The following is a 17,398-nucleotide window of genomic DNA, read 5'->3' on the forward strand; positions in this document are numbered from 1 at the left end:
TCAGCTCGCGACAACGCTTGCCGCATTGCGCAACTGTACAACCCCGGTTCGGGCGCGACGGCGAATCCCCGGCTACGGCAGGCGCCGGTCGTGGCGTGCGTTCGCCACCGTGAGGGCCAGCGCGTACAGGGCGAGGACGGCGGCGAGCGGCAGATGGCAGGTGAGGGGCAGCGCGGTCATGCCGAGCACGGCGCCCAGCGGGCAGGCCGGCAGGGCCAGGGCGACGGCGGCGAGCAGGCCCGCCGCCCAGCCGACCGGGCCGGGCCGTCCGCCGCGGGCCGACCGGTGGCCGGTGCGCAGCAACAGCATCACGAGGGCCTGGGTGAGCAGGTTCTCGGTGAACCAGGCCGAGTGGAACACGGTCTGGTCGGTCAGGGCGTCGGAGCCGTGCGGGGCGAGCCCGAGGACGCCGAAGGTGGCGAGGTCGGCGACCGCGTTGAGCAGGCCGAAGCCGGTGATGAAGCGCAGGAAGGAAGGGGGTCGCAGCGCGGTGGGCCGGCGCAGCGCCCGCGCGTCGGGGCGGTCGAGGGCGAAGGCGAGCTGGGCGGCGTCGAAGCACAGGTTCTGCGCGAGCACCTGGACGGGGAGCATCGGCAGGAAGGGCAGCCGCAGTCCGGCGGCGAGCATGGCGAGGACGTTGCCGAGGTTGGAGGAGAGCGTGACACGGAGATAGGAGGCGATGTTGGCGCTGCTGCGCCGGCCGGCGGTGACGGCGTGTCCGATCGCGGTGAGGTCCTTGGTGCCGAGCACCACGTCGGCACTCTCCCGGGCCACCGCCACGGCCGACCGGGGTGCCAGGCCGACGTCGGCGGCGAGCAGGGCGGGCACGTCGTTGACACCGTCGCCGAGGAAACCCACGGTGTGCCCGGCCGCGCGCAGTTCCTCGACGACACGCGCCTTGTCCTCGGGAGTGCACCGAGCGACGACGACGGCACTCCCGGCCGAGCCGGCCTCAGGAGCCCCGACGCCGGAAAGGCTCCCCGCGCCCTCAGCCGGCGCCCGCACCTCCCCCGGTGTCAGGCCCAGGTCGTGGCAGACGCGGGCGGCCGTGCCGGGGTGGTCACCGGTGAGGATGTGGACGGTGATGCCGAGGTCGGCGAGGGCGCGGAGCGACTCGGCGGCGCCGGGGGCGAGGTCCTCGCGGAAGGTGACCAGTCCGCGGAAGGTGAGGCCGCGTTCGTCGGCGGCGGTGTAGGGGCGCGTGCGGGCGGGGCGTTCCGCGGTGGCGACCGCGAGCACGCGCTGTCCGGCGGCGGCCTCGTGCGCGGCGAGGCTGAGCAGCCGCTGCCGTTCGGCGGGCGGCAGCTCGCAGCGGTCCAGGACGTCCTCGGGGGCGCCCTTGGTGACCAGCAGGTGGCGGCCGAGCGTCCCGGCGAGGACGGCGGTGGCGAGACGCCGGCCGGGGCCGACGGGCAGGGCGGCGAGGCCTTCGTATCCGCCGTCGTACGCATCCGCGTACCCGCCGTCGTACCCTCCGCTGTGCGGATCGCCGAACTCCCCGTCATGCCCACCGCCGTACGGATCGCCGAAGACCCCGTCGCGCCCACCGCCGTACGTACCTCCGGAAACCCCGTCGTGTACGCCGCCGTGCTCCACACCCCGCGCCTCGCCGACGGGGGCGGTGGCGGTGGCGGCCAGAAGAGCCTCGTCGAGGGTGTCGGGGGTAGGGAGTTCGGCGAGTTGGAGGGTCCACCACGCGGCGGTGGTGGCCCAGCGCAGTGGCTCGGGGTCGTCGCGGCCGTCGGGTCCCAGGGAGCGGGCGAGGACGGGCCGGTCCTGGGTGAGGGTGCCGGTCTTGTCCACGCACAGCACGTCGATCGCGCCGAGGTCGTGCAGCGCGGGCAGTCGGCGTACGACGACCCGGTGGGTGCGGGCCAGCAGGGCGGCACCGCGGGCCAGGCAGGTGGTGACGATCACCGGGAGCATCTCGGGGGTCAGCCCGACGGCGACGGCGACGGCGAACGGCAGGGTCTCCAGGCCCCGGCCCCACAGCGCGGCGCCGGCCATGAGGACGAGCGGAGGGGTGAGGAGCATGAACCGGATCAGCACCCAGGCGATGCCGTGCACGGACCGGTCGAAGGCGCTCGGCCCGCGGCGGTCCGGCGCGCGCTGGGCGGCGGCGAAACGGGTGCGGGGCCCGGTCGCGACGACGACCGCCGTGGCGCTGCCCGCGACCACCGCGCTGCCCTGGAAGCACCGGGAGGACTCGGGTTCCGCGCGGGGGTCGGACGGGTCGGCGGCGGTCTTGGGCACGGGCGCGGACTCGCCGGTGAGCGCGGCCTGGCGCACGGTCAGCCCATGGGTGCGCAGCAGTCGTACGTCGGCGGGGACGAGGTCGCCGGGGCCGAGCCGGACGATGTCGCCGGGCACGAGGTCGGTGAGCGGTACCTCGCGGGCGCGTGATGGTGCGGTGTCGTCGGTGCGGCGGAGCACGGTGGCCGTGCCGGTGACCAGTTCGCGCAGGGCCGTCAGGGCCCGGTCGGCGCGGCGCTCGCCGGCCGCGCGCAGCACACAGCCGACGGCGACCAGCGTGAGGATCACGGTGGCGGTGCCCCAGGAGGCGACGCACGCCGAGACCAGACCGAGGGTCAGCAGGACGGCGGTGAACGGGTCGCGCAGGCCGCGCGCCCAGCGGACGGGCCAGGAGGGGTTGGGCGGGTGAGGCGGGACGTTCTCGCCGACGGCGGCGAGCCGGGCGGAGGCCTCGGCGTCGGTGAGTCCGCGGGGGCCGGTCTCCAGGCGCCGCAGTTCCTGAAGCACGGTGCCGGTCAGGGGCTCAGAGGCCACGGAGCCGGCGGGCCGGGACGGCGGCGGGCGTCTGCCGTTCGGCGAGCCGGCCGACGAGGAGGCGTACGACCTCGACCACGGGGGCGTGTTCAGCGGTGTCGACGAAGTACACCTGGCGGCGGCCCTCGCGGCGGGAGCGGACGAGTCCGGCGAGTTTGAGCTTGGTCAGGTGCTGGCTGACGGCGGGCAGCGCGCCGCCGACCCGCTCGGCGAGTCCGGTCACGTCGCTCTCGCCCTGGGTCAGCGCCCACAGGATGTGCAGCCGGGCGGGCGCGGCGAGCAGTCCGAAGGCGGCGGCCGCCTCGGCGAGCACGTCGGCGGAGGGGTCCTGGTAGCCGGTGCCGGGTGCTGTCGCCACTGTCGCCTTCCTCCCGCTGCGTCGTCGCTGTGGTCCGGCTGTCTCCGCCGTGTTCGGGGACTCAGTCTAGATCTCGGGAACTTCCGGGCCGCCCCGTTCGTTTCTACATTGCTGTAGAAGTCATGTTCTACCGCCGTTGGAGAAGTCGCCGCCGGGGTGCTGTCGCAGCATCAGGCGGCCGATACGAGGAGCACGCATGGCCCTGTGGGACCGCTTCAAGGAGTCCGCGTCGCAGATGCAGACCCAGTTGGTGGCGAAGAAGAACGACCTGAAGAGCGGCGCGTTCCGCGATGCGAGCATGGCGATGTGCGCGCTCGTGGCCGCCGCCGACGGGACGGTGGATCCGTCGGAGCGCCAGCGGGTGGCCCAGCTCATCTCCACGAACGAGGTGCTGCAGAACTTCTCGGCGGACGATCTGCGCCGCCGCTTCGAGGAGAACCTGGACAAGCTGACGGCGGACTTCGCCTTCGGCAAGGTGAGCGTGTTGCAGGAGATCGCCAAGGCGAAGAAGAAGCCCGCCGAGGCGCGGGCCGTCGTCCAGATCGGCATCGTCATCGGCGGCGCGGACGGCGACTTCGACAAGGACGAGCGGGCCGTGGTGCGCGAGGCGTGCTACTCGCTGGATCTGCCGCCGCACGAGTTCGACCTCTGAGTCCCGGCGCAGACCGTGGCCCGGCGCTCCCGCCGGCTGCGTACGCAGGCGGGGTTGCGGAGGGGCGGGCCTGCGGAGGGGTGGGCCTGCCCGACCCGCACCGGGCGGGCCGGGTCCGGTGGCTGGTCCGGCGGACGGCGTCGGCCCGGTCGCGCAGGACATCGCCGGGGTTCCGGCCACCCGGGTAGGTTGCGCTCGCGCGAGCCGGTCGGCCGTCTCCCGGGCGCGGCCGACCCGGTCCAGGGCGCCCGGGTCGACGGCGGGGACGGCCGTGGCGTCGGCGAGCCGGACCAGGCCGGGCAGGGTGAGGCCGCGGCCGTCGAGCAGGACACGGGTGTCCCCGGGGTCGGGGGGGCACCCGCGTCTGCGTGTCCACGGTCGTTCCGGTCGTTCCGGTCGTTCCGGTCGTTCCGGTCGTTCCGGCGGGCCGTTCGGGCGGCCGGTGTCAGGCGAGACCGGCGGACTTCAGCCAGGCCTTGGCGACGTCCAGCGGGTCCTTGTTGTCCACCTGCGCCTGGGCGTCCAGCTTGAGCAGGGTCGCGGTGTCGAGCTTGGCGGAGACCGCGTTGAGCGCGTCGACGCCCTTCTGGGACAGCGCGCTCTTGTAGACGAGCGGCTGGACGTTCTCGAACCCGAAGAGGTTCTTCGGGTCCTGCAGGACGACGAACTTCTCCTTGGGGATGTTCGGGTCGGTGGTGAAGAGGTCCGCGGCCTGCACGGCGTCCTTCTTCAGGGCCGCCAGCGTGAGCGGGCCGCCCGCGTCGAGCGCCTTGAAGGACTTGAACTCCAGGCCGTAGACGGACTTCAGGCCCACCAGGCCCTGCTGCCGGGTCTGGAACTCCGGCGAGGCGCCGATCACCAGGTCCTTGGCGACGTCCTTGAGGTCGGCGATGGAGGAGTTCCCGGTGAGGTGGTACTTCTTCGCGGTCGCCGCGCTGACCGTGACCGAGTCCTTGGTCTCCGCCGCCGCCGGGTTCAGCAGCGTGAGCTTGGAGCCCAGCTTGGCCTCGATGGCCTGTGTGGTCTGGGCGAGGGTCTTCGGGGCGGCCTTCGGGTCGAGGTAGGCCAGCAGTGCGCCGTTGTACTCGGGCAGGACCGAGAGAGAACCGTTCTTGATCAGTCCGTAGGTGGTCTCGCGGCTGCCGATGTTCGGCTTGTACGTGACCTTGATCCCCTTGGCCTTGAGCGCCTCGCCGTAGATGTCGGCGAGCAGCGTGCTCTCGGGGAAGTTGTTGGATCCGACGACCACGCTGTCGCCGCTCGCCTTGTTCTCCGTGAGGGGGTTGTCGGCGTTGTCCTTGGAGGAACAGCCCGCCAGCAGAGCCGTCGCCGCCGCGAGGGCGACCGCCGCCGCGCCTCGGTTCCTCCGGATGGACCTGCTGATGTGGGTCGTGTAAGTCACCTACCGATCCAATCCAGCCGGTTCCGGGTCAGTCAAGGCCCATAGATCACCAATTGGCCTCGATCTGCGACCGCTTGTGCACGGAGAGCGGCTCCTTTGTAACGGATTCTTGATGAAAGGCGGGCTGATCGTTCCGTCAAGGGGACGGTAGTCTCGCCGCAGTTGGTACCGACCACGGCGGTGTACGGGGCCCCGCTTCGGTCTCGCGAAGGAGGCCCGGTGTCCACGAACGAGGTGGACGCGCCCGTCCGGCACGCCCCCGTCCGGGGCGGAGCACGGGCGTTCGCCGACCGCTGGCCCTTCCGGCGCAAGCTCAACCTGCTCGTCGGCATCCCCCTCGCGGTCATCGCCGGCCTGCTCACGTACCTCATCACCGACCTGGGACAGCGGTCGTCCAGCGCGGCCGCCGCGGCCCGGCTGGTCCGCGACAGCGCGCAGGTGGCGCGGCTGGTGGACCGGGTGGAGGCCGAGCACCAGCAGGCCATCCTGCTCTCGACGCGCTACGAGTCCGGGGACGCGCACCCGTCGACGGCCGCCTACCGCGCCGCCCAGCACGCGGTGGACTCCGAGGTGACCCGGGTGCGCGAGGCCTTCGGCGACCGGCTGCCGCAGAGCGAGGCGCAGGCCCTGCGCGGCGTCGAGGGCCTGGGCGGCCTGCGCACCTCGGTCGAGCAGTCGTACCTGCCCGCCGACAACATCGACCCGGCCTACGCGGGCGCCGCCCGGAGCCTGATCGACGGCCTCGGTCTCGACCGCAACGCCGACCTCGCCGAGACCTTCACCGGCAGCCTTCTGGACTCCCTGCTGCGCGCGGACGCCGCCCACGGCGCCTTCGAGACCAACGTGTTCGCCGCCACCACGGGCGACACCAACGCCCAGATCGAGTTCACCAACGCGGTCGGCGCGTACGAGCTCTACAGCCACCAGGCCGACCGCTTCGGCCGGTTCGCCACCGAGACGCAGGCCGAGCGGCTGTCCGGCATCGAACACACTCCGGCGCAGCGCGAGATCGCCGAGGCGTACGCCGAACTCCAAGTCGGCGTCGGCCGATTGCCGACAGGCGACCGGGCGGCGCTGCGCCGGGCGGTGCGGGACGCGCTGGCCGACTACCCCGCCTACCCGGAACAGGCCGCCGCCCGGCTGAGGATCACCACCGCGCTGATCGGCCAGATTGCCGACCGGGCCGACGCGGCCGCCGACTCCGCCCGGTGGCGGGCCGGCCTGCTGCTGAGCGGCGCGCTGATCGCCTTCGCGCTGTGGCTCGCCTTCGCGGTGCTGGTACGCCGCTCGGTGATCCGGCCCGTGCAGGCGCTCACCGCCGCGGCGCGGGAGGTCGCCGACGTGGCCGGGCGCGAACTGGCCCGGGTGGCCGACGACGGCGCCGAGGACGACGGTCCGCCGCGGCTGCGGGACATGCCGGTCACCGCCCGCGACGAGATCGGCGACCTGGCGGCGGCCTTCAACCGGGTGCAGACCACCGCCGCCGCGCTGCTGGAACGCCAGGTCCTCAGCCGCCGCAACACCGCCGAGATGTTCGGCAACGTCGGACGCCGGGTCAGCAACCTGACCACCCGGCAGCTCGCGCTGATCGACGCGGTGGAACGGGGAGAGACGGACCCGGCGCTGCTGGAGCGGCTGTACTCCATCGACCACATCGCCGTACGACTGCGCCGCAACGCCGACAGCCTGATGCTGCTGGCCGGCATCCGCGACAGCGCGCTGGACGCGGGGCCGACCGCGCTGTCCACCGTGGTCCGGGCCGCGCTCGGGCAGATCGAGGGCTATCAGCGGGTACGGCTGTACGCGGCGTCGGACGCCCTGGTCGAGCCGGACGTCATCGGCGACCTCACGCTGATGACGGCCGAACTGCTGGAGAACGCGGTGTCGTTCTCGCCCGACGGCAGCCCCGTCGAGGTCACCGTCAGCGCCGGCGCCGAGGGCACGCACGTGGTGGTCACCGACCACGGCCTCGGCATGAGCGCCGAGCGGCTCGCCGAGGAGAACGCCCGGCTGATCCGCCGCGAACGCCTGGACCTGGTGCCGACGAAGGTGCTGGGCCTGTTCGTGGTGGGTGCGCTGGCGCGCCGCTGGGAGATCGGGGTGGAGCTGACCCGGACGCCGGGCGGCGGTGTGACGGCGGAGGTGACCCTGCCGACCTCGCTGCTGCTGCCGAGCACGCCACCAGCACCAGCCAAGTCACCGGCACCAGCACCAGCACCAGCACCAGCCAAGTCACCGGCACCGGCACCGGCACCGGCCAAGTCACCGGCCCTCGCATCGGACCCGGGGCCGGAGGGCCACGAGAAGGCCCCGGCCGACGACACCCCCCGTAGCCACCCCGCCCGTGCCGAGCACGGCGGCTCGCTCCCCCGCCGGACCCCCCGCGCCCCCCGCGCCACGGCCCATCCGGCCGAGGAACCCGCGCGGGACAGCCGACTCCCGGACCCCCTCACCCCAGGCGAGCCCCCGTCGGCCGAGCCCCCCGCCTCCGCCGCCGGCCGCCCCCTGCGCCGCCGGGTGCGCGGGGCCACGCTGCGGGCCACCGCCGGCGCCGCGCCGACCACGCCGACCGCGCCGAAGGCCGTACGGCCGCTGGACGCGGAGGCGGTCCGCAGCGAACTGGAGGAGTTCGAGCAGGCGGTGGAACGCGCCCGACGGGACGCCGACACGGGCGCCTTCCCCCGCCCGGACGCCCCCACCGCAACCACGCACCCGCACCCGCACCCGCACCCGCACCACCCCCCTCACCACGACTCGACCCCCCACCCAGGCCAACCCCCAAGCCAACCCTTGCCCCACCCCCCGACCCACCTCCCGGAAGGAGCCGAGCAGTGAGCACGTCGACAGGCGAGGACCCGACGGCCGGCAGCGCGCCGGCCGATCTGCGGGCCGCCGCGGCCGACTTCACCTGGCTGCTGAACCGCTTCGCGACCGAGACCGCCGGCGTCGTCGACGCGATCGCCGTGTCCTCCGACGGCCTGCTGATCGCGGTGTCGCAGCTGCGTGAGCACGCCGACTCCGAGCGGCTCGCGGCCATCGTGTCCGGCATCACCAGCCTGGCCGCGGGCGCCTCCGGCAACTACGGCCTGGGCGGCCTGAACAAGGTCATCATCGATCTGGAGGGCGGCCATGTCATCGTCTCCGCGATCGGCAGCGGCGCCGTCCTCGGCGTCGTCACCGACAAGGAGGCGAAACTCGGCAACATCGCCTACGAGATGACGCTGTTCGCCAACCGCGCCGGTGCCGCGCTCAGCCCGCAGCTCGTGCTGGAGCTGAAGAACAGCGTCGGCGCGGCGCCGGCCCGCTGAGGAGGAGAAACTTCCCATGGCGGACGGCATCCCGCCGGGCCCGGACCCGGTCGGCCCCGCCCCCGCCGTACGGCCGTACCTGGTCACCGCCGGCCGGGTGGCGGACGCCGCCTCCGGCCGGGCGCTGCCCGTGGAGACCCAGGTGGTCACCACCGTGAGCGGTCTGGACGCGCTCGGCCGGCTCTCCTTCGAGCAGCACGACATCGTGGCCGCCTGCCGGCTGCCGCAGTCGATCGCGGAACTCGCGGCCCGGCTGCGGCTGCATCTGAACGTGGTCCGCGTGCTGGCCGAGGACCTGCGCGAGGAGGGCCGGCTGGCGGTGTACGTACCGGACGCCGAGGCCACCCACGACGCGTCCGTCCTGCGCAGGGTTATCGATGGCCTGCGGGCCGTCCCCGACTCCCGAGGGGTACCGAGTGACACCGACTGAACCGCTCCTGGCCCGGGGCCCGGCCGCGCCGGGGACCGTACGGCCGCCGCTGCCGGTCAAGATGGTGATCGCGGGCGGTTTCGGCGTGGGCAAGACCACGGCCGTCGGCGCGATCTCGGAGATCGAGCCGCTGACCACGGAGGCGTCGATCACCGAGGTCGCGGCCGGTGTGGACGACCTCACGCACACCCCGCGCAAGACCACGACGACCGTGGCGATGGACTTCGGCTGCCTCACCATCGACCCGACGCTGAAGCTGTACCTGTTCGGCACGCCCGGGCAGGAGCGGTTCGGGTTCATGTGGGACGACATCGTGGAGGGCGCGGTCGGCGGGCTCGTCATCGTCGACACCCGCCGGCTGGACGACTGCTACGCGGCCGTCGACTACTTCGAGCACAAGGGCATCCCGTTCGCCGTCGCCGTGAACGCCTTCGACGGGCGGGTGGAGCACTCCCTGGAGGAGGTGCGCTGGGCGCTGGACGTCTCCGACGGGGTGCCGGTGGTGGTGTTCGACGCCCGGGAGCGGGGCTCGGTGCGGGACGCGCTGCTCGTCGTACTCGAACTGGCGCTGGCCCGCACCGGGCGGTGACCGTCAGCCGCCGCGTCGTACGCCCGGCGACACGGTGAGCCGCGCGGCCGCCCAGAACACGGCGAGGGTCACGAGGGCGAGACCGGCGACGAGGGTGGCGCCGCCGATGACCTTCTCGTAGTTCCGCTGGTAGAGGCCGTCGATGATGTACCGGCCGAGGCCGCCGAAGCTGACGTAGGCGGCGATGGTGGCGGTGGAGACGATCTGGATGGCCGCGGTGCGCAGGCCGCTCAGGATCAGCGGCAGCGCGACCGGCACCTCCACCTGGAGCAGCACGCGCGCCTCGGGCATCCCCATGCCCCGGGCGGCGTCCACCGGTGAGGGGTCGACGGAGCGGATCGCCTCGTAGGTGGTGACCAGGATCGGCGGTACGGCGAGCACGACCAGCGGGATCATCACCGGCAGCATGCCGAAGCCGAGCCAGATGAACATCAGGACCAGCAGGCCGAAGCTGGGCAGCGCCCGGCCGGCGGTGGCGACGAGCGCGAGGGCGTTGCCGCCGCGGCCGTAGTGGCCGGTGAGCAGGCCGACGGGCAGCCCGATCGCGGCGGCGATCAGCAGGGCTTCCAGCGAGTACTGGACGTGTTCGGCGAACCGGGTGGGGATGCCGTCGTAGCCGTGCCAGTGCGCGCTGTCGCTGAAGAAGGTCTGCGCGAAGTTCAGGACGTTCACCGGGTGGCCCCCTTCCGCGGCATCCAGGGGGTGAGCAGGAGGCGAACGAGGACCAGCGCGGCGTCGACGAGGACGCCCAGCACGCCGATGGTCAGCACCGAGTTCAACGCCAGGGCGGAACGGTGGTAGGTCTGGGCGTTCCAGAGCATGTTGCCGAGGGCGCCCTGGTTGCCGATGAGCATGCCGACGCTGACCAGGGAGATGCTGGACACGGCCGCCACCCTGAGGCCGGCGATGATGGCGGGTACGGCGATGGGCAACTGGACCTGGAAGTACCGGCGTACGGGTCCGAGACCCATGGCCTGGGCGGCGGCCAGGGTCTCCGGCGGCACCGAGCGGACGCCGTCCACGATCGCCGGGACCAGTACCACGAGGCTGTAGAGGGCGAGCGGGATCATCACCGTGGTCTCGCTCTGCCCGAAGTAGTCGATGAGGACGACGAAGAAGGCGAGCGAGGGGATGGCGTAGAGCACGGTGGTGATGCCGAGGACGGGCGGGTAGATCCAGCGGAACCGCACGCACAGCTGGGCGATGGGCAGCGAGACGAGGAGCCCGGCCAGTACCGGCAGCAGGGCCTCGCGCAGGTGCAGCCCGACGAGGCCGAGGTAGCTGTGCTGGAGGTCGCTCGGGAGGTCGAAGAAGCCGTTCATCGCGCGGCCTTCACGTCGGCGTGCTCGGCGACCCGGCTGTGGGCGGCGCGGATGGCCTCGCCGATGACCTGCTGGGAGACGACGCCGACGGCGCGTCCCTCGGCGTCCACCGCGACGGCCCAGCCGGTCGGGGAGAGCACGGCGCCGTCGAGCGCGGTGCGCAGCGAGTCGGTGCCGGGCACGAACGGCCGCCCGAAGTCGAGCAGTCGGTCCCGGTCGACGGCGCCGGCGGTGAGCCGGTCCGGCTCGCTCCAGCCGAGCGGCCTGCCGTCGGCGTCGGTGACGAGGAGGTAGGGGGCGGTGGCCCCGGAGGCGAGCCGGTCGGCGCCGGCGTCGAGCGCGACGATGGGCTCGGTCTGCAACTCCAGTTCGGCGGAGGGGAAGAAGGAGAGCCGGCGGATGCCCCGGTCGGCGCCGAGGAAGTCCTCCACGAAGGAGTCGGCGGGCGCGCTGAGCAGCTCGGCGGGCGGGGCGAACTGGGCGAGCCGGCCGCCGGTGCGCAACACGGCGACCTTGGTGCCCAGTTTGATCGCCTCGTCGATGTCGTGCGTGACGAAGACGATGGTCTTGCCCAACTCGTCCTGGATGCGCAGGAGTTCGTCCTGGAGTCCCTTGCGGACGATGGGGTCGACGGCGGAGAACGGCTCGTCCATCAGCAGCACCGGCGGGTCGGCGGCGAGGGCGCGGGCCACGCCGACGCGCTGCTGCTGGCCGCCGGAGAGCTGGTACGGGTACCGCTTGGCCAGCGCGGTGTCGAGCCCGACCCGTTCCATCAGTTCGGCCGCCCGGGCCCGGGCCTTCTGCTTGGTCCAGCCGAGCAGACGGGGCACCGTGGCGATGTTGTCGAGGATGGTGCGGTGCTGGAAGAGACCGGCGTTCTGGATGACGTAACCCATCGACCGGCGCAGGGTGTTGACCGGCTGCTGCCGGATGTCCCGGCCGTCGAGGAGGATGCTGCCCTCGGTGGGCTCCACCATCCGGTTGATCATCCGCAGGGTCGTCGTCTTGCCGCAGCCGGAGGGCCCGACGAGGACGGTGATCGCGCGGTCCGGTATCTCCAGCGACAGCCGGTCGACCGCGACCGTGCCGTCGGGATACCGCTTCGTGACTCCATCTATCCGTATCAAAACGCCGCGTACCCTTCGGGCCGACCGATCCTGGGCTGGTGCGGGACGAGTCTAGACGGCGACTGTTGCGGCGACTTGGCGGGACGGCGCCGGGATCCGGTGCGGGGCCGTCCTCACCCTGTCCGGGAAGCACGCACGGCCCCGCCTTCGGCGTCCTGAGTTGCAGCGCTCGCGAGCGGCTCAGCTCTCCTCGGCGGGAGCCAGCCGCAGGGAGATCGAGTTGATGCAGTACCGCTGGTCGGTGGGGGTCGGGTACCCCTCGCCGGCGAAGACGTGCCCAAGGTGGGAGCCGCAGCGGGCACACCGCACCTCGGTGCGGACCATCCCGTGGGACCGGTCCTCGATCAGCTCCACGGCGTCGGTGTCCTTCGGGTCGTAGAAGGACGGCCAGCCGCAGTGCGACTCGAACTTGGTGTCGGAGGTGAACAGGTCGGCACCGCAGGCCCGGCAGGAGTACACGCCCTTGGTCTTGGTGTCCGTGTACTCACCGGTGAAGGCCGGCTCGGTGGCGGCCTGGCGCAGCACGGCGTACTCGGCCGGGTTCAGCTCCGCACGCCACTGCTCGTCCGGCTTCTCGACGTCGTACGACATCGGCTCTCAGCCCCTTCTACTGTGACAGGCGGTCCAGGATCAGCGGGCCCAGGTCGGTCACGTCACCCGCGCCCATGGTGAGAACGAGATCACCGGGCTTCGCCATTCCCGCGATCACCGCGGGGATCTCCGCCTTGTCGTGTACGGCGGTGACGTCGGCGCCGGCCGCGCGCGCGGCGTCGATGATCAGCTCGCTGGTCACGCCCGGGATCGGGTCCTCGCGGGCCGGGTAGATGTCGAGCACCACCGAGGCGTCGGCGAGGGCCAGCGCCTGCCCCATCTCCTTGCCCAGCTCCTGGGTGCGGGAGAACAGGTGCGGCTGGAAGACGACGAGGATACGGGCGTCGCCGGCGGCGGCGCGCATGGCCTCCAGGTCGGCGTTCATCTCGGTGGGGTGGTGGGCGTAGGAGTCGATGACCTGCACTCCGGCCGCCTCGCCCTTGAGCTGAAGGCGCCGCTTGACGCCGGTGTAGGCGGCGATCGCGGGTGCCAGTTCCGCGGCCGGGATCCCGAGGGCGGCACCGGCGGCGAGTGCGGCGACGGCGTTGAGGGCGTAGTGCCGGCCGGGCACGGAGACGGCGAAGGTCAGTTCCTCCCCGTCGAGCACCGCGGTGACCCGGCTCGTGAGCCCCTGCGGGACGATCGACAGCACGCGGACGTCGGCGTCCGCGGCCTCGCCGTAGGTCACCACCCGCACCCCGCGCCCGGCGACGCGCCGGGTCAGCTCCCGGGCGCCCTCGTGGTCGGCGGAGACGACCAGGGTGCCGCCCTCGGTGACGCGGCCGACGAACGTCTCGAAGGACGCGTAGATCTCGTCCATGGAGGCGTAGTTGGCGTGGTGGTCCAGCTCGACGTTGAGGACGATGGCGACCTCGGGCGCGTACTTGTGGAAGCTGCGGTCCGATTCGTCCGCCTCGGCGACGAAGATGTCGCCGTCGCCGTGCAGCGCGTTGGAGCCGGGCGCGTCCAGGTCGCCGCCGATGGCGTACGACGGCTCCAGGCCCAGCTCGGTCAGCGAGACGGCCAGCATCGAGGTGGTCGTGGTCTTGCCGTGCGTCCCGGCCACGGCGATCGGCCGCAGCCCGTCCATCAGCGCGGCCAGCGCGTCGGAACGGTGGACGACCGGGATGCCCAGTTCGGCGGCGCGGGCCAGCTCCGGGTTGTCCTCGCGGATCGCCGACGACACGACGACACAGCTCGCGTCGTCGGCGAGGTGCTCGGCGGCGTGCCCGATGTGCACGGTCGCGCCCAGCGCCCGCAGCGCCTCGGCGGTCGCCGACTCCTTGGCGTCGCTGCCGGCCACCTTGGCGCCGCGCTGCGCGAGGATCTTGGCGATACCCGACATCCCGGCGCCGCCGATGCCGATGAAGTGCGGTCGGTCCATGGCGGTAGGAAGGCCGGGTGCCATGCGTTTCTCCCCAGAGACGGTACGAGCGGAAAGCAGGCCTAGCCTATGCGCTCGGACCCCGGGCGCCTCGCAAGGAGGGGCACCGGTCCGACGACGGGGGCGGCTGGGTCCTGTCTTCCGGATCAGGTCGGCGACGCCGCCGGGATCCGAAGCGGAGGGCCTACGCCTTGCTGTGCGAGAACAGCTTCAGCACCGGCACCCCCACCCGGTGCCGCGCCCGTGAGGCCCAGTCCCGGTGGAAGAACTCCTCCACGTAGTGCGGGTCGGTCAGCACGATGACCTCGTCCGCGCCCACCTCCGCGACCAGCGACTTCAGCGCCTCCAGCGGGTGGTCCTCGACCAGCCGCCCCTCCGCCGCGCTCCCCGCGGAGCGCAGCGCCCGGAGGGACACGTCCAGGGCCTGCTGTCCCACACTGCGCGCCTCCTGCCCCTCGGGCGTCTCGCGCTCGCGCACCGCCTCGTCGAGTTCGCCGAGCGCGATGTCGTCGATGGCCCGCAGCAGCCGGTCCGCCTGCTCGCCGCGCGGCTGGAGCAGCACGTGGAAGGCGACGGGCTCGTCTCCGTGCAAGGTGGTGACGAACTCGACGTCGGCGGACGTCAGGGCCTTCTCGATCATCAGAACGCTTGTGAACACCAGGCGCCTCTTCTCCTTAGAGGGCCCGGCCGGGCCCCTGCGGAAACCATCCTTCCCCGTGATCGCACGGGTACTGCCGGACGGATTCCGACCGCCGGAAACTCATCAGAATAGTAGATTCCGCCCATGTCAGGACCGACGGTAACGGCCGAACAGGAATCCGTCCTCCTCCAGCAGGGACGCGAGGGTGAATCGATGCGGGACGGCGACCGGCGGCCCCCCGGCGATGCGCTGGGCGCCGCCCGCGGTGAGCGTCGGCGACAGGGTCAGGCACAGCTCGTCCAGCACCTCCGCGGCGATCAGCTGGCCGAGCAGCCGGGGGCCGCCCTCGGTGAGCAGCCGGGTGTGGCCGAGCTCGGCCAGGGCCTGGATCGCGCGGGCCGGCTCCACGCCCATGCCCTCGCCGGCGACCAGCACCAGTGCCCCGGCCCGCTCGGCGGCGGCGATCCGGTCGGGGGCGGCCGCGGCCCCGGTCAGCAGCAGCGTGGGCACCAGGGGCGAGGTGAACAGCGGCAGCGAGAAGTCCAGCTCCAGGCTCGCGGTGACGATCGCGATCGCCGGGACCGGGGCCTGTCCGGCGGCCTCGCGGGCCCCGGCGAACTCGGTCCGCACCCGGGCGGGCCGGTACCCCTCCTGCCGTACCGTTTCCGCGCCCACCACCACGACGTCAGCGAGCGCCCGCAGGGTGCCGAAGATCCGCATGTCGGCGGCGCTGGAGATGGGCTGGGAGCGGCCCTCGTGCTGGGCGGCGCCGTCGAGGGAGGAGACCATGTTGGCCCGCAGCCACGGCCGCGGGGGACCCTGCGGGGGCTCCGGGTAGGCGTAGGCGGCGGCCAGCTCGGCCAGGCTCCACTCCCGGTCCTCCATACGGGCCCGAGCGGTCTGCGCGGTCTGCGCGGCCTGAGCGGCCTGAGCGGCTTGAGCGGTCTGCGCGGCGGCCCCGCCGGCCCCCTCCGCTTCCGGGCCCCTGACCTGGGTCTGGGCTGCTGTCTCTTCGGTCACAGGGAACAGGCGTCGCATCCTCGCAGTGTGACACGGCGCTTAGCATGGATGACTGTGTCGTCCTCCACCTCCGCCCCCGGTCCCAGTCCGCTGCCGGAAGCCGGCCCGCTGTCCCTGTGCGCCCGCGAGCCGCACGTCCCCGCGGACCGGCTGGTCGGCGAGATGGTGCCGCCTCCGCGCTTCGACTCGGTCCGCTTCGCCACGTACATCCCGGACCCGAACCAGCCCAGCCAGACCGAGGCCGTCCGGGTGCTGGAGGGCTTCGCGGCCGGGCTCGGCGGGGCACCGGCCGCCGGAAACGGCAGGCGCGGCCTGTTCGGCCTCGGCCGGCCCAAGGCGCCCAAGGCCCCGGCGGGCCCGCGCGGGGTGTACCTGGACGGCGGCTACGGCGTCGGCAAGACCCACCTGCTCGCCTCCCTGTGGCACGCCGCCCCGGCCGAGCCGTCCCGCAAGGCGTTCGGCACCTTCGTGGAGCTGACCAACCTGGTCGGCGCGCTCGGCTTCCAGCAGACGGTGCGGACGCTGTCCGGGCACAGCCTGCTGTGCATCGACGAGTTCGAGCTGGACGACCCCGGTGACACGGTCCTGGTGTCGACGCTGCTGGGCAAGCTGGTCGAGGCGGGCGTGGCGCTCGCCGCCACCTCCAACACGCTGCCCGGCAAGCTGGGCGAGGGCCGCTTCGCCGCGGCCGACTTCCTGCGCGAGATCCAGGGTCTGTCCGCCCACTTCCGCGCGCTGCGCATCGACGGCGAGGACTACCGCCACCGCGGCCTGCCCGAGGCCCCGGCACCCTTCTCGGACGAGGAGGTCATGAAGACGGCCTTCGCCACCGAGGGCGCCTCGCTGGACGACTTCCCGCACCTGCTGGAGCACCTGGCGAAGGTGCACCCGAGCCGGTACGGCGCGCTGACCGACGGCGTGCGGGCGGTATGCCTGACCGGCGTCCAGCCGGTGCCCGACCAGTCCACGGCGCTGCGGCTGGTGGTCCTCGCGGACCGGCTCTACGACCGCGAGGTGCCGGTGCTGGCCTCGGGGCTGCCCTTCGACCGGCTGTTCAGCGAGGAGATGCTGAACGGCGGCTACCGCAAGAAGTACTTCCGCGCGATATCCCGGCTCACCGCACTGGCCCGCGACGCCGAGGGCCTGCTCGCCGGCTAGCCGTCACCCGGGCGTCCAATAGTCGATCAAACCCCGCGCGTCAAGGCCGGGTTCGCGCCACGCCACCCGCTCTTTTCACGCTTCCTCGGGCGCTTAACGTTCCGTTAACCCAGCAAAGGTCTCCGTTGCGTTAACGTGGCTCTTGACCATTCATTGACCAACTCTTGGTCTGGACAAGAACCGTGAACGCGGCGGAGGGGGGCTCATGTTCCGAGGTACGACCGTCCGGAGCCTGCTCACCCTCGTCGGCGCCGCACTGCTGGCGTTCCAGCTCTTCACTCCCACCGGAACCTTCACACACGCGCACACGTCCGGTCAGGCACTGGCCAAGGCCGAGACCGGAGGCAGCGCCTCCGCACTGCCCGCGCCCGCGAGAGCGGACGAGGTCCACGCTCCGGGCTGCCCGGCCAAGCCCCTGGGCACCCCGCACGTCCGCGACCGGCAGCGCTGCCAGACGTCCTGCTGCGGCGAGGAACACGACCTCATATCCGGCCGGGCGGTCGGACCGGCCCCGTCGGTTCCCGCCGAAGCCCCGCACCACCCCGCTCCGAGAGCCTCCAGAGCCCACACCCCGGCAGCACTCCAGGTCTTCCGCTGCTGAGAGCCGGCCGCTCTCTTCCCCCCACAACC

General features: G+C 72.8%; 17 protein-coding genes. 7 read left to right on the top strand and 10 right to left on the bottom strand.

The annotated features are described in order from the left end of the window. Window positions 1–72: 72 nt before the first annotated feature. Both ACZ3ZD_RS19280 and ACZ3ZD_RS19285 read right to left on the bottom strand, forming a co-directional pair. A complete protein-coding gene (locus ACZ3ZD_RS19280) occupies window positions 73–2,787 on the bottom strand; it encodes an HAD-IC family P-type ATPase (RefSeq protein WP_467398638.1) in 2,715 nt (904 codons plus the stop codon). Then, the gene (locus ACZ3ZD_RS19285; protein WP_467398641.1) at window positions 2,777–3,145 is read right to left on the bottom strand and encodes an ArsR/SmtB family transcription factor; all 369 of its coding nucleotides are present in this window, start codon (window positions 3,143–3,145) and stop codon (window positions 2,777–2,779) included. The genes ACZ3ZD_RS19280 and ACZ3ZD_RS19285 overlap by 11 nt, the downstream gene beginning before the upstream one ends. A gap of 196 nt (window positions 3,146–3,341) precedes the next feature. Between ACZ3ZD_RS19285 and ACZ3ZD_RS19290 the strand changes: the two genes are divergently transcribed. Continuing rightward, on the top strand, window positions 3,342–3,797 hold the full coding sequence (locus ACZ3ZD_RS19290; RefSeq protein WP_467398643.1) for a tellurite resistance TerB family protein: 456 nt from the start codon (window positions 3,342–3,344) through the stop codon (window positions 3,795–3,797). Window positions 3,798–4,242: 445 nt separating this feature from the next. On the opposite strand, the gene ACZ3ZD_RS19295 is transcribed toward ACZ3ZD_RS19290, so the two are convergent. Next, window positions 4,243–5,199: an ABC transporter substrate-binding protein gene (locus tag ACZ3ZD_RS19295; RefSeq protein WP_467398645.1), complete on the bottom strand. Its 957-nt coding sequence runs from the start codon at window positions 5,197–5,199 to the stop codon at window positions 4,243–4,245. A 219-nt stretch (window positions 5,200–5,418) separates the two neighbouring features. Between ACZ3ZD_RS19295 and ACZ3ZD_RS19300 the strand changes: the two genes are divergently transcribed. Genes ACZ3ZD_RS19300 through ACZ3ZD_RS19315 form a run of 4 tightly spaced genes read left to right on the top strand, consistent with a single transcriptional unit; the run spans window position 5,419 to window position 9,526 of the window. Further along, a complete protein-coding gene (locus ACZ3ZD_RS19300; RefSeq protein ID WP_467398648.1) occupies window positions 5,419–8,034 on the top strand; it encodes a sensor histidine kinase in 2,616 nt (871 codons plus the stop codon). Then, window positions 8,031–8,507 (top strand): roadblock/LC7 domain-containing protein, encoded by a 477-nt coding sequence (locus tag ACZ3ZD_RS19305; protein WP_467398650.1) that lies wholly within the window; start codon window positions 8,031–8,033, stop codon window positions 8,505–8,507. Before ACZ3ZD_RS19300 ends, ACZ3ZD_RS19305 begins: the two co-directional genes overlap by 4 nt. 16 nt (window positions 8,508–8,523) lie before the next feature. Beyond that, window positions 8,524–8,937 carry a DUF742 domain-containing protein gene (locus ACZ3ZD_RS19310; protein WP_467398653.1) on the top strand — a complete coding sequence of 138 codons (414 nt, stop codon included), beginning with the start codon at window positions 8,524–8,526 and terminating at the stop codon, window positions 8,935–8,937. After that, window positions 8,924–9,526: a GTP-binding protein gene (locus ACZ3ZD_RS19315; protein WP_467398655.1), complete on the top strand. Its 603-nt coding sequence runs from the start codon at window positions 8,924–8,926 to the stop codon at window positions 9,524–9,526. Before ACZ3ZD_RS19310 ends, ACZ3ZD_RS19315 begins: the two co-directional genes overlap by 14 nt. A 3-nt stretch (window positions 9,527–9,529) precedes the next feature. Here the strand turns inward: ACZ3ZD_RS19315 and ACZ3ZD_RS19320 are convergent, their stop codons facing one another. The 7 genes from ACZ3ZD_RS19320 to ACZ3ZD_RS19350 form a co-directional block, all read right to left on the bottom strand. Next, a complete protein-coding gene (locus tag ACZ3ZD_RS19320; RefSeq protein WP_467398658.1) occupies window positions 9,530–10,198 on the bottom strand; it encodes an ABC transporter permease in 669 nt (222 codons plus the stop codon). Beyond that, complete coding sequence (locus ACZ3ZD_RS19325) at window positions 10,195–10,848, bottom strand: ABC transporter permease (protein ID WP_467398660.1); 654 nt, start codon at window positions 10,846–10,848, stop codon at window positions 10,195–10,197. The genes ACZ3ZD_RS19320 and ACZ3ZD_RS19325 overlap by 4 nt, the downstream gene beginning before the upstream one ends. After that, window positions 10,845–11,975 carry an ABC transporter ATP-binding protein gene (locus tag ACZ3ZD_RS19330; protein WP_467398662.1) on the bottom strand — a complete coding sequence of 377 codons (1,131 nt, stop codon included), beginning with the start codon at window positions 11,973–11,975 and terminating at the stop codon, window positions 10,845–10,847. The genes ACZ3ZD_RS19325 and ACZ3ZD_RS19330 overlap by 4 nt, the downstream gene beginning before the upstream one ends. 180 nt (window positions 11,976–12,155) lie before the next feature. Then, window positions 12,156–12,566, bottom strand: a complete 411-nt coding sequence (msrB, locus tag ACZ3ZD_RS19335; protein WP_467398665.1) for a peptide-methionine (R)-S-oxide reductase MsrB — start codon at window positions 12,564–12,566, stop codon at window positions 12,156–12,158. Between the two features lie 16 nt (window positions 12,567–12,582). Then, window positions 12,583–13,974: a UDP-N-acetylmuramate--L-alanine ligase gene (gene murC, locus ACZ3ZD_RS19340; RefSeq protein WP_467398667.1), complete on the bottom strand. Its 1,392-nt coding sequence runs from the start codon at window positions 13,972–13,974 to the stop codon at window positions 12,583–12,585. Window positions 13,975–14,134: 160 nt separating this feature from the next. After that, on the bottom strand, window positions 14,135–14,608 hold the full coding sequence (locus ACZ3ZD_RS19345; RefSeq protein ID WP_467398670.1) for an indole-3-glycerol phosphate synthase: 474 nt from the start codon (window positions 14,606–14,608) through the stop codon (window positions 14,135–14,137). A 129-nt stretch (window positions 14,609–14,737) separates the two neighbouring features. Continuing rightward, window positions 14,738–15,628, bottom strand: a complete 891-nt coding sequence (locus ACZ3ZD_RS19350; protein WP_467398674.1) for a pyrimidine reductase family protein — start codon at window positions 15,626–15,628, stop codon at window positions 14,738–14,740. A 30-nt stretch (window positions 15,629–15,658) separates the two neighbouring features. Here ACZ3ZD_RS19350 and zapE point away from each other — a divergent pair, with 30 nt between their 5' ends. Next, the gene (zapE, locus tag ACZ3ZD_RS19355) at window positions 15,659–16,768 is read left to right on the top strand and encodes a cell division protein ZapE (RefSeq protein ID WP_467398677.1); all 1,110 of its coding nucleotides are present in this window, start codon (window positions 15,659–15,661) and stop codon (window positions 16,766–16,768) included. Between the two features lie 205 nt (window positions 16,769–16,973). After that, a complete protein-coding gene (locus ACZ3ZD_RS19360; RefSeq protein WP_467398680.1) occupies window positions 16,974–17,369 on the top strand; it encodes a hypothetical protein in 396 nt (131 codons plus the stop codon). The last annotated feature ends 29 nt before the right edge of the window (window positions 17,370–17,398 follow it).

The organism is Streptomyces sp. NPDC023481, assembly GCF_055560195.1.